This is a genomic window from Microbacterium martis, from assembly GCF_047246685.1.
GTDB lineage: Bacteria > Actinomycetota > Actinomycetes > Actinomycetales > Microbacteriaceae > Microbacterium.
Genome location: NZ_JBFOKT010000001.1, coordinates 232,458 through 244,614, shown reverse-complemented (window position 1 = coordinate 244,614; position 12,157 = coordinate 232,458). Strand labels below are relative to the sequence as shown.

Annotated in this window: 10 protein-coding genes; 4 read left to right on the top strand and 6 right to left on the bottom strand. The window is 71.3% G+C overall.

The window, feature by feature from the left end; genetic code table 11:
• Window positions 1-58: 58 nt before the first annotated feature.
• From AB3M90_RS01200 to AB3M90_RS01180, 5 genes are all read right to left on the bottom strand, one after another.
• Complete coding sequence (locus tag AB3M90_RS01200) at window positions 59-850, bottom strand: class I SAM-dependent methyltransferase (RefSeq protein ID WP_412949455.1); 792 nt, start codon at window positions 848-850, stop codon at window positions 59-61.
• Between the two features lie 26 nt (window positions 851-876).
• The gene (locus AB3M90_RS01195; RefSeq protein ID WP_412949454.1) at window positions 877-2,043 is read right to left on the bottom strand and encodes an AMP-binding protein; all 1,167 of its coding nucleotides are present in this window, start codon (window positions 2,041-2,043) and stop codon (window positions 877-879) included.
• An 18-nt stretch (window positions 2,044-2,061) separates the two neighbouring features.
• Complete coding sequence (locus tag AB3M90_RS01190; RefSeq protein ID WP_412949453.1) at window positions 2,062-3,054, bottom strand: 1,4-dihydroxy-2-naphthoyl-CoA synthase; 993 nt, start codon at window positions 3,052-3,054, stop codon at window positions 2,062-2,064.
• Between the two features lie 81 nt (window positions 3,055-3,135).
• Window positions 3,136-4,128: a permease prefix domain 1-containing protein gene (locus AB3M90_RS01185; RefSeq protein WP_412949452.1), complete on the bottom strand. Its 993-nt coding sequence runs from the start codon at window positions 4,126-4,128 to the stop codon at window positions 3,136-3,138.
• A 1-nt stretch (window position 4,129) separates the two neighbouring features.
• The gene (locus tag AB3M90_RS01180; RefSeq protein WP_412949451.1) at window positions 4,130-4,462 is read right to left on the bottom strand and encodes a PadR family transcriptional regulator; all 333 of its coding nucleotides are present in this window, start codon (window positions 4,460-4,462) and stop codon (window positions 4,130-4,132) included.
• 83 nt (window positions 4,463-4,545) lie between these two features.
• Here AB3M90_RS01180 and AB3M90_RS01175 point away from each other — a divergent pair, with 83 nt between their 5' ends.
• On the top strand, window positions 4,546-5,565 hold the full coding sequence (locus AB3M90_RS01175) for a GNAT family N-acetyltransferase (RefSeq protein ID WP_412949450.1): 1,020 nt from the start codon (window positions 4,546-4,548) through the stop codon (window positions 5,563-5,565).
• Window positions 5,566-5,615: 50 nt separating this feature from the next.
• Entirely contained in the window at window positions 5,616-6,596 is a 981-nt protein-coding gene (locus AB3M90_RS01170; RefSeq protein ID WP_412949449.1) for an o-succinylbenzoate synthase, read from the top strand.
• A gap of 9 nt (window positions 6,597-6,605) precedes the next feature.
• On the opposite strand, the gene AB3M90_RS01165 is transcribed toward AB3M90_RS01170, so the two are convergent.
• Window positions 6,606-7,226, bottom strand: coding sequence for a TetR/AcrR family transcriptional regulator (locus tag AB3M90_RS01165; RefSeq protein WP_412949448.1), 621 nt, complete (start codon window positions 7,224-7,226; stop codon window positions 6,606-6,608).
• A gap of 122 nt (window positions 7,227-7,348) precedes the next feature.
• Between AB3M90_RS01165 and AB3M90_RS01160 the strand changes: the two genes are divergently transcribed.
• Window positions 7,349-10,198 (top strand): MMPL family transporter, encoded by a 2,850-nt coding sequence (locus tag AB3M90_RS01160; protein ID WP_412949447.1) that lies wholly within the window; start codon window positions 7,349-7,351, stop codon window positions 10,196-10,198.
• Window positions 10,195-12,156, top strand: a complete 1,962-nt coding sequence (locus tag AB3M90_RS01155) for a YhgE/Pip domain-containing protein (RefSeq protein WP_412949446.1) — start codon at window positions 10,195-10,197, stop codon at window positions 12,154-12,156. Before AB3M90_RS01160 ends, AB3M90_RS01155 begins: the two co-directional genes overlap by 4 nt.
• The last annotated feature ends 1 nt before the right edge of the window (window position 12,157 follow it).

The following is a 12,157-nucleotide window of genomic DNA, read 5'->3' as shown; positions in this document are numbered from 1 at the left end:
TACGCGAGCGACCCGCCGACCGGCATCCGTCGAGAGATGTATCCCGCCGGGTGTCGAGTCAGGCCCGGCAGATGATTTCGCCGTGCGGCACGAGGAACCATCCGTCGCCGTCGTCGGCCCAGCGCTTCCAGGCGTCGCTGATCTCGCGCAGATCCGCGCGAGTCGCCATCTCACCGTCGACGAGCTGTCTCGCCAGAGCGGACTCCAGGATGCGGTCCGCCCACATGCCGCCCCACCAGGCGCGCTCAGCGGGCGAGGCGTAGCTCCACACAGAGGCCGTCGCGGTGATGTCATCGAATCCGGCCGCGCGCGCCCAGGCGAGCAGGCGGCGACCGGCATCCGGCTCTCCGCCGTTGGCCCGGGCGGCCGCGCTGTACAGCGCCAGCCAGCGATCGAGCTCGGGCAGCAGCGGGAACCACAGGAAGCCGGCGTAGTCGGCGTCGCGCGCGGCCACGATGCCGCCCGGCACGGCGACGCGGCGCATCTCCCGGAGGGCCTGCACGGGATCGTCGACGTGCTGCAGCACCTGGTGCGCGTGCACCACGTCGAAGGTGTCGTCGGCGAACGTCAGCGCGTGCACGTCTTCGACCGAGAACTCGAAGTTGTGCAGGCCGCGCTCAGCGGCGAGGTCACGCGAGAGCGACAGGGCCGCCTCGTCGATCTCGGTCGCCGTCACCCGCGAGACGACACCGGCGAAGTCGGCCGAGATGGTGCCCGGTCCGGCGCCGATGTCGAGCAGGTGCGTCGAGGCGTCGAGATGCGGGCGGAGGTAGGCGGCGGAGTTCGCGATGTCGCGCACGTTGTGCGATCGGAGGACGGACTCGTGATGTCCGTGGGTGTACGGGGCCATGCGCTCAGTCTGGCAGGACCGCGCGGTCAGCGAAGGCCGGCCACCACGCGCCGGACCGCCTCGCGGTCGGGCTTGCCCGAGGGAAGCGTCTGCAGCTCGTCCACGAGGATCAGCCGCGTGGGCCGCGCGTGCCGGCCCAGAGCCTCGGCGACCGCGTCTCGCGCGTGCGACAGCTGCTCGGCCTCACTGCGTCGCAGCGCCTCGCCACGCGGGGCCACGATGACCGAGGCCTCGCCCCACCGGTCGTCGTCGACGCCGACCACGACCGCCTGATGGAGGCCGGGAATCGTGCGCACGACGCGCTCCACCCGGTCGAGCGAGATGTTGATGCCGCCCGAGACGATGACGTTGTCGGCGCGGCCGTGCACCCGCACGACGCCGTCGTCGACGAGGCCCAGGTCGCCCGTGCGATACCACCGGATGCCGTGCTCGTCGCGCACGAACGTGCGAGCGGTCAGCGCCTCGTCGTCCAGATAGCCCTCGGCGAGCATGGGGCCCGCGATCCGCAGCTCACCGTCGGACACGCGCACCGCGGCGACGTCGAGCGGCACGCCGTCGTACACGCAGCCGCCGCTCGTCTCGGTCGAGCCGTAGGTGCGCACCAGGTGCACGCCGAGGTCGGCCGCGCGTTCGCGCAAGGGCTCCGCGAGCGCCTGACCACCGACGAGGATCGCCCGATAGGCGCGCAGGGCGGCGCGCACGGCGGCGTCGTCGGCGGCGGCGTCGAGCAGGGTGGCCACCTGCGCGGGCACCAGCGACGTGAAGAGGTCGGGAACGCCGGTCGACTGCGAGCCGGATGCCGGTCGCAGCATCCCCAGCGTCGCCTCGGCGAACGCGTCGGGCGAGAAGCGGCCGCCGAGGGTGGCGGGTTCGGTGCCGGCCAGGATCGATCGGACGAGCACCTGGAGGCCCGCGACGTACCCGGCCGGCAGCGCCAGCAGCCATCGTCCGCTGCCGATGCGGGTCGCCGTCGCCTCGGCGCTCGCGCGCAGCGCTTCGGCGCTCAGGGCGACGCGTTTGGGGATGCCGCTCGAGCCGGAGGTCGCGATGACGATCGCGACGCCGTCGGGCACCGAGCCCGGGGTGTCGGCCAGCATGCCGAACCCCAGCGCTGGGCCGCCTTCGAGCGCGTGCCGCAGCGCGGGCTGCAGCAGGGCCGGATCGTCGGCATCCGTCGGAATGAGTGCGGTCATCGCGCCGATTCCGCGGGGTCAGTAGTGCCAGGGGAACGACGACCAGTCGGCGTCGCGCTTCTCGAGGAAGGAGTCACGGCCCTCGACGGCTTCGTCGGTGCCGTACGCGAGTCGGGTGGCCTCGCCGGCGAACACCTGCTGGCCGACCAGCCCGTCGTCGACGGCGTTGAAGGCGAACTTCAGCATGCGGATCGCCGTCGGCGACTTGGTGAGCACGGTGCGCGCCATCTTCAGGGCCTCGCGCTCGAGCTCGGCGTGCGGAACGACGCGATTCACCGCGCCGGCTTCGTAGGCGCGCTGCGCGGAGTACTCCTCGGCGAGGAAGAACACCTCGCGCGCGAACTTCTGTCCCGTCTGTCGGGCCATGTACGCCGAGCCGTATCCGGCGTCGAAGCTGCCGACGTCGGCGTCGGTCTGCTTGAAGCGCGCCTCCTCCGCCGACGCGATGGTCAGATCGCACACCACGTGGAGCGAGTGCCCGCCTCCGGCCGCCCAGCCGGGCACCACCGCGATGACGACCTTGGGCATGAAGCGGATGAGACGCTGCACCTCGAGGATGTGCAGGCGGCCGACTCGGGCGCCCGCCTTGTCTCGCTGGGCCTGGGTCCCTGAGCCTGTCGAAGCCGATTCCTGGGTCCCTGAGCCTGTCGAAGCCGATTCCTGGGTCCCTGAGCCTGTCGAAGGGTCGGAGTACTGGTAGCCGTCGCGTCCGCGGATGCGCTGGTCGCCGCCGGAGCAGAACGCCCAGCCGCCGTCTTTCGGGCTCGGCCCGTTTCCGGTGAGCAGCACGGCGCCGATGCGGGGATCCTGCCGGGCGATGTCGAGGGCGCGGTAGAGCTCGTCGACGGTGTGCGGGCGGAAGGCGTTGCGCACCTCGGGGCGGTCGAACGCGATGCGCGCCACTCCCCCGTCGTGGGTGACGTGCGCGGTGATGTCGGTGTAGTCCTCGGCGCCGGGCGCGAGCGTCCACTCCGCGGGGTCGAACAGATCGGAGACGGATGCACTGGTCACGGCATCCAGCCTATTCCCCGCCCCGCGGGCACGGCGGAGCGCCGCCTCTCCGCGAGAGACGGCGCTCCGATCGGACTGCGGTCACCGGGTACGCGCGCGGAAGGTCTTCCACCAGCCGTCGATGATGTCCCAGACGACGATGCCCGCGGTCACGACGGCGAAGACCACGGTCACCACCCGGAAGATCCCTCCCTGCGCGGCGGCGCCGGCGTTCGCCTTGGCGAGGTCTTCGGCATGCTCGGTCGCGAGGAAGTGCAGGAACTCGGGGTTCACCAGCTGCCCTGAGACGAGCAGGTAGAGGGCCGGGACGCCGAAGGCGAGCGCGAGCACCGTGTTGACGGTCGCCAAGGGCACGCTCCAGCGACCTGCGCGATAGACGGCGACGGCGAGGATCAGTTCGGCGGCCATCACGACGAACAGGGCGGTGATCCACCACGGCCACAGCTCGGGATTCAGGAGGGGAAGCGCCTCGCCGTCGGGGCGGAGGAAGCCGCGCAGCGAGTCCCACAGGATGGCGGCGGCCCCCAGCACGAGGAAGATGATCGAGCCGATCATCTCGGACAGTCCGGCGCGGTTCTCGACGACCTCGGGCAGCTGATCGACGCTCCAGGCGGTCACCGGCACCGGGACGGTGCGCTCGAGGACGGCGAACACGAGCGTCGTCCAGAATCCGAGGTTCACGATCACCTGGAGGATGACGACGACGATCGCGCCGATCGTCTCGCCGATGGTGGCGAACTCGAGGACCTTCGCGATCGCGATGCCGACAGCGGCACATGCGGGGACGATCCAGAGCAGCAGCTTCAACAGCCGCCACCAGACGAGGAAGTAGCGCGGACCGATGAGATGCAGAGGTCGATCGGCATAGCCGGCGGCGAGGATGCCGGGGTCGCCGAGCTCGCTGAGCACGGCGCGCTCGGCGACCTCGCGCGGCTCGCCCTGGTCGACGCGGGCCTGCACGGCGTCGGCGATCGACGCTTCGAGCTCGGCGCGCACGTCGGCCTGGGCGGCGGCGGGAAGGCTGCGGATCGTGGCGTCGACGTAGCGGTCGGTGAGGGTGGCGGTGGCGGTCATGTCAGTTCTCTTCTTCGGTGAGGGAGGCGATGGCGGTCGTGAGGGAGCGCCATTCGTCGGTGAGGGTGTCGGCCAGGCGGATGCCGGCGGCCGAGGTGCGGTAGAACTTGCGGGGCCGTGCCTCGTCGGTGTTCCACTCGCTCGTGAGGTACTCCTGCTTCTCGAGCCTGCGCAGAAGCGGGTACAGGGTGTTGGCGTCGGTCGCGAAGCCGCGACGTTCGAGGTCTTCGAGCAGTCCGTAGCCATAGCCCGCGGTGCGCAGCAGCTGCAGGCAGGCGAGCACGACGGTGCCGCGCCGGAGCTCCTGCAGATGCGTGTCGAGCGTCTCGTTCATGTCGGTCACATTACTGTGCCTCACACACTATTGTCAACGACACGATTATGTGACGCGGCAGAGCCCGGGAGTACGGTGACGGGATGGGCATGGAGATGATCCGCGTCGATCCGTTCGACGATGGCGCGGTCGACGACTGGTGGTCCGCCTACGCGCACGCCGAGCGCGCCGATCGCGGCGCGAAGGCCGTGGTCTGGACGCGCGAGGAGAGCCGCAGCGAACTGCAGCAGGAGTCGAGCGTGGTCGACCGTCGCGCCTACCTCCTGCGCGCGGGCTCGGTCATCGTCGGCTCAGCCGGCATCGGTCTTCCGCGGAAAGACAACACGCACGTCGCGCACCTGTCCGTCAGTGTGCCGCCCGCGCACCGGCGTCGCGGCTTCGGCTCGGCCGCCCTGGCGTTCCTCGAGGCCGAGGCGGCGGCATCCGGTCGTCGTGTCGCCCACGGCCAGACCTCCTGGCCCTACGCGCTCGGCCCCGACGGCACGGGTTCCCCCGGTCGCGAGTTCGCGCGTCACCACGGCTACGCACTCGCGCTCGGAGACGTGCAGAGCCGCCTCGACCTGCCGCTCGATCCCTCACTCGTCGACCGTGTGACGAGAGACATCACGAGCGCCGTCGACGGATATGAGATCCGCAGCTGGGTCGGCCCGGTGCCCGACGATGTCGTCGAGGGCTGGTCGGTGCTCGATACGTCGATCGAGACCGAAGCCCCCAGCGGCGACCTCGAGATCGAAGCAGCGACGCCCGACGTGGCGAGCATCCGCGAGAACGAGGACCTGCTCGAACGACAGGGCCGCACGTCGTTCGGGACCATCGCGCTCGACCGTGCCGGCGAGGCCGCCGCCTACACGCAGCTCGTCGTTTCGAGCGCCGACGGCAACGCCTATCAGTGGGGCACGCTGGTGCGCAGGCCCGACCGCGGCCACAAGCTCGGCACCGCGGTGAAGGTCGCGAATCTGCGGATGCTGCAGCGCACGGCACCGCAGACCCGCACCGTCTACACGTACAACGCCGAGTCGAACGCCCACATGCTCGCGGTCAACACGCTCCTGGGCTTCTTCCCGAGCGAGCGCATGGGCGAGCTTCAGAAGAGACTGAGCTGACCCGGCGGCGTATCGGGAGACGGGGACCATCCACCGGGCACAATGAACTCATGCCTCCCGCGCTCGCAGATCTCACCGCCTCGGCCCGTGTGGTCGCCCTGCCGATGCACACGCGCTTCCGCGGGGTCGACACCCGTGAGGCGCTGCTCTTCGAGGGTCCGGAAGGGTGGGCGGAGTTCTCGCCCTTCGTCGAATACGACGACGACGAGGCGGCGACCTGGCTCGCCGCGGCGATCGACTTCGCGTGGCGCCCGCAACCGGCGCCGCTGCGCGACCGGATCCCGGTGAACGCGACCATCCCCGCGATCGACGCCGCCCGGGTGCCCGACGTCCTCGAGCGGTTCGCCGGATGCCGGACCGCCAAGGTCAAGGTCGCCGAACCCGGACGAACGCTCGCCGACGACGTCGCTCGCGTCCGTGCGGTCCGCGAGACCATGGGCCCGGAGGGGCGCATCCGCCTCGATGCGAACGGTGCCTGGAACGTCGATGAGGCCGAGCACGCCGTGCACGCTCTCGCCGAGTTCGACCTCGAGTACGTCGAGCAGCCGTGCGCGACGGTCGCCGAGCTCGCCGAGCTGCGCACGCGCGTGAAGTACATGGGCATCCCGGTCGCGGCCGACGAGAGCGTGCGCAAGTCGTCCGACCCGCTCGCCGTCGCGCGCGCGAAGGCGGCTGACCTGCTCGTGATCAAGGCCCAGCCGCTCGGCGGCATCAGGCACGCCCTGCAGATCGTCACCGCAGCGGGGCTTCCCGTCGTCGTGTCGAGCGCGCTCGACACCGCGGTCGGTCTGTCTCAGGGCGCGGCGCTGGCCGCGGCGCTTCCCACCCTCGACCACGACTGCGGGCTCGGCACGGCATCCCTCTTCGTCGACGACGTGGCCGACCGGCGGCCGGTCGACGGAGCGATTCCCGCTGAACGCGTGATTCCCGATCCCGACGCGCTCACCCGCCTGGCGGCATCCGCCGAACGGCGCGAGTGGTGGCTCGACCGCCTCCGCCGCTGCCACGAGGTGCTCGACCGGCGGGACTGACGCGCTCCCCTACCCGAGGAGCAGCTGCACGAGACGACCGAGCTCCTCGCTGTCCGAGCGCCGCAGCTGCTCGGCGTCGTGGCCGGCCATCGCGCCGCGCACGGTGATGCCCTCCCAGACGATCATGAGCATGCGAGCGGCCGACTCGGCGGGGATCCGCAGCTCGAGTGAGCTCGCCTCGACGATGTCGGTCACGATCGTGGCGATGCTCGACACCATCTCGCGCTCCTGGGCGAGGTACGCCGCACCGAACTGCTCGTCGCGCAGGGCACGGATGCGGATCTCGCTCATCAGCATGACGCCCGGGCGGTCGTCGCCCCCGGCATCCATGATCTGCTGCACGAGGTCGACGGGGTCGCAGTCCTCCACGAGTCCGCCGTCGGCGGCGATCTCGTCGACGCGCGTTCGCACGGCGTTCACGCGCTGCTCGGCGACACGACCGGCGAGCATGAGGAACAGCTCGTCCTTCGACTCGAAGTTGGAGTAGAACGCGCCGCGGGTGAAGCCCGCGCGCTCGCAGACGGTCTCGACCGATGCACCCTCGAGCCCGACCTCGGCGAAGACCTGGGCGGCGGCATCGAGGAGACGGGCACGCGTGTTCACGCGGCTGCGGGTCGCAGTCGTCGTCATCGCATCCTCCTGACCCCTCATTCTCACATCGCGTCCCCAGACTTGGGCACGCGGACCACTTTACGATACAACTATGTATCGGATACAGATCTGTATCCAACCTGCATCCTCGGAGGAGCCCCGTGTCCACACTGCTGTCCTCGCTCGGCCGCTGGTCGTTCCGGCACCCGTGGCGCGTCCTCGTGTCGTGGCTGCTGGCGCTCGGCCTCGCCGGTGCCGGCGCCCTCGTGCTCGGCGCCGGGACCGACAACACCTTCTCGATTCCCGGGACCGAGTCGCAGGCGGGCCTCGAGCAGCTCAACCGCTCGTTCCCGCAGGTCAGCGGCACGAGCGCGCAGATCGTCGTCGTCGCGGCCGACGGCGACTCGATCGTCGATGATCCGTACCGGGCAGACATCGAGGATGCCGTCGAGCAGCTCGCGGATCTCGACGACTCCGTGCTCTCGGCGACCTCCCCCTTCGACGAGAACGTCCGCGGCATGGTCGACGACGACGAGACGGCGGCCATCATCCGGCTGCAGTTCGACGGGCAGTCCAGCGACATCGGCGATCAGACGAAGGATGATCTCCGGGCCGTCGTCGCCGACCTCTCCGACGAGCTCCCCTCCGGATCCGAGATCGCTCTCGGCGGCGACCTCTTCGCGACCTCGATCCCCGGCGTGACGCTGACCGAGGCGGTCGGCCTGCTGATCGCCCTGCTCGTGCTGATCGTGACGTTCCGCTCGTTCGTCGTCGCCGGTCTGCCTCTGCTCACAGCCGTGCTCGGCGTCGGCATCTCGATGGCGGGCATCTTCGCCGCCACCGCCTTCGCCACCGTGTCGTCGACGACCCCGCTGCTGGCGCTCATGCTCGGACTCGCCGTCGGCATCGACTACGCCCTGTTCATCATGGCCAGGCACCAGGACCAGGTGAGAGCCGGCACCGACCCCGAGGAGTCCGCATCCCGCGCGGTGGGCACCGCCGGCTCGGCGGTCGTCTTCGCGGGAGTCACGGTGCTCATCGCGCTGATCGGGCTCGGCTTCGCCGGCATCCCGTTCCTCACCACGATGGGCGTCGCCGCGTCCGTCGCCGTCGCCATCGCCGTGGCCATCGCCGTCACGCTCACCCCCGCTCTGCTCGGCTTCATGAAGGGACGAGTGGTCGGGCGACCGCGTCGGGTCCCGAAGGCGAAGAAGGGCCAGGCGACCGCTGCTCCGCGCGGCGGCTTCAGCGACCGCTGGGTCGCCGGTGTCACGAAGCGGCCGATCCTCGTGTCGCTCGCCGTGGTGATCGGACTGGGCATCGTCGCGGTCCCCTCGCTCAGCCTGAACCTCGCGCTCCCCAACGCGGGCGTGCTGCCGAAGGACTCCGAGGCGCGGCAGAGCTACGACCTGGTCGCGGAGGAGTTCGGCGCCGGATTCAACGGGCCCCTGATCCTCACCGGCACGATCGTCACGAGCACCGATCCGCTCACCCTCATGCAGGACCTCGGCGACGAGGTCGCGCGCATCGACGGCGTGAAGGAGGTCGCTCTCGCCACCCCGAACGAGACCGCTGACACCGGCATCGTGCAGATCGTTCCCGAGACCGCGCCCGACGACCCGGCGACCGCCGAACTCGTGCGCGAGCTCCGCGCGCACCACGACGAGTGGCTCGACGAGTTCGGCGTCGATCTCAAGGTCACCGGCTTCACGGCCGTCGGCATCGACATCTCGGACCAGCTCGGTCACGCCCTGCTGCCGTTCGGCGTCTTCGTGATCGGTCTCTCACTGATCCTCCTCACGATCGTCTTCCGGTCGCTGTGGGTGCCGGTGACGGCCGCCGCCGGATACCTGCTGTCGATCGTCGCCGGGTTCGGCGTGGTCGGAGCGGTGTTCGCGTGGGGCTGGTTCGCCGACGCCCTGCACGTGGCGAAGGTCGGTCCGATCATCAGCTTCATGCCGATCATCCTCATGGGCGTGCTCTTCGGCCTGGCCATGGACTACCAGGTGTTCCTCGTCTCGCGCATGCGCGAGGACTACGTGCACGACCCCGCCCTTCGACGGGCTCAGGGACCGGGCCCCGAAGCCCGTGCCGACCGACGCGCAGCGGCTCTCCGCGCCGTGCGCAGCGGGTTCACCGGCTCGGCCAAGGTCGTCACGGCCGCAGGCCTCATCATGTTCGCCGTGTTCGTCGCCTTCGTGCCCGAGGGCGACTCGTCGCTCAAGCCGATCGCGCTCGGCCTGGCGGCCGGTATCGCGATCGACGCGTTCCTCGTGCGCATGACGCTCATCCCCGCGCTGATGGCCATCCTCGGCGAGCGCGCCTGGCAGATCCCGGCCTGGCTCGAGCGCATCCTGCCGAGCGTCGACATCGAGGGCGAGGCGGTCGAGCGCGAGCGGCACTTGGCCGACTGGCCCGGCGACGACTCGGTGGTGGCCGCCGACGACCTCACGATCACGGATGCCGGCATCCACGCCCTGCATCTGCGGGTGCCGCCCCGCGGATCGGCCGTGGTCACCGGATCGTCGGCGGGCGCGCTGCGCGTGCTGGCGCTGACCCTCGCGGGGCGCATCACCCCCGACGGCGGTCGCCTCCGCGTGGCCGGACACCTGCTGCCCGGCCGCGCGGCGTGGGTGCGGGCGCACGTCGGGGCCGTGATCGTCTCGGATGCCGAGGGCACGGCATCCGAGCTCACCGAGGCGCTGCGCGGGCGCCCCCCGCTGCTCGTGATCGACGGCGTCGACCGCCTCGCGCGTGCCGAGCGCGATCAGCTCGCCGCGCGTCTGCGCGATGCCGACCCGACGCTCGCCGTGGTGCTCACCGCGCTCTCCCCCGAAACGGCACTCGCCGTGCTCGAGGCGGCCGCCCGCCCCACCCCCGCCCCCACCCTCATCGCCGAGACCCCGGCTTATCGCCGAGACCCCGCCCTCCTGACGTCAGCAGCCGGGGGTCTCGACGCGAAGTCGGGGTCTCGGCGTGACGACGACACCACCACCGAGGTGAACGCATGACCCGCTCGCTCACGCCCCGCCGCTCGCTCACCTGGCTGACGATCCTCGGCATCCTGCTGCTCCCGGCGGCGATCGGGGGCATTCTCGTCGCCGCGCTGCAGAACCCGACCGAGCGCCTCGACTCGATGACCGCCGCGATCGTCAATCTCGACGACCCCGTCGAGATCGACGGCCAGGTCACCCCGCTCGGCCGCCAGTTGGCCTCGGGACTCGTCGAAGGATCCGACGACCTCGACTCGAACCTCACGTGGGTCATCTCGAACGAGGAGGATGCCGCCGACGGACTCGCCGACGGCACCTACCAGGCCGTCATCACGATTCCCGAAGACTTCTCGGCCGCCGCGACCTCGGCGGGCCAGGCGATCTCCGACGGGGGCGGCTCGGTCGAGCAGGCCACCATCCGGGTCACCACCCCCGACGACGGCCTCGTGGCCGACGACCTCATCACCAGTCAGATCGCGAACGTCGCCGCCTCGAGCATGGGCACGATGCTGTCGGAGGCGACGACCGACAACATCCTCGTCGGGTTCACCACGATCGGCGACCAGATCGGGGAGGCCGCCGACGGCGCCGTCCAGCTCGCCGAAGGAGCGCGGGATGCCGCGACCGGCGCCGCCGCGATCCCCGAGGGCGCGACGCAGCTCGCCTCCGGTGCCTCCCAGCTCGGCTCCGGCGCCTCGACGCTCGCGTCGGGACTCGACACCGTCGCCGGGAAGACGCGCGAGGCCGCCGCGGGCGCCGCGCAGATCGGCTCGGGGCTGACAGCCGGAGCCACCGCCCTCGAGCAGAACGTCGGCGGCACGCAGCAGCTGGTCGGCGCGGTCCAGTCGGGGTCGGCATCGGCGGGCACCGCGGCCGCGCAGACAGCCGCCCTGGCTCAGCAGCTCGGCGCGCTCGCGGCGTCCTGCTCGCCCGCGACCGCGGGCCAGGAGCTGTGCGACCAGCTCGCCGAGGCCGCCGATGGCGCCGCGACCGCGGCGACCTCGGCCGGCACCGCCTCGGGCGTTCTCAACAGTGATCAGGTCGCGGGCGGCGTCGCCGCCCTTCCCGGGACGTTGTCGGCCCTCGCCGCGCAGCTCGGTCAGGCGGGAGCCGGCGCGACGCAGCTCGCCGGCGGACTCACGCAACTCGCCGACGACGGCATCGGCGCATCGGCGACCGGGGCGCGGACCCTCGCGACCGGCGCGGGTCAGCTGTCGAGCGGCGCGACCGACCTGGCGACCGGGGCCACCGAGCTCACGACGGGCCTCGACAGTCTCGCCACCGGCACCGGCGACCTGGCCGGAGGACTGCGCACGGCATCCGACTCCCTCCCCTCGTTCAGCGACGCCGAGTCGACGTCTCTCGCGTCTGTGATCGCCGACCCGGTGACCGCCGAGGGTGCGGGCGACACGATCTTCGGACCGACCGCGATCCCGCTGCTGACCGCCGTCGTGCTGTGGTTCGGAGCGCTGGCCTCGTTCCTCGTGCTGCGCCCGCACACCGCCCGCACGCTCACATCACGCCGCTCCTCCGCGGGCCTCGCGCTCCGCGGCTTCGCACCGGCGGCGGCGATCGGTGCCGGGCAGGGTGTGCTCGTCTCACTGATCGTCCAGATCGTGGCCGGGTACGACGCCGCGACCTGGTGGGCGTTCGCCGGTATGGCCGTGCTCGCCGGGGTGGCCTTCACCGCGGTGAATCAGGCGCTCGTCGCCGTTCTCGGCGGACTCGGCCGGTGGGTCGCGGCTCTCGTCGGCGTCCTCGCCATCGCGACCGGACTGGTGTCGACCGTGCCCGAATGGCTCGCAGCCATGGGGGCGGCTCTGCCGACGGCATCCGCCTTCTCGGGTCTGATCGCCGCGAACGGAGCAGCCGCGGCCGCTCTCGTCGTCTGGGCAGTGCTCGCCCTGGTCGCGACGACGCTCGCGGTCGCGCTCCGACGCACGACGTCGGTGAAGGCGGCTCTCGCGACCGCCTGAG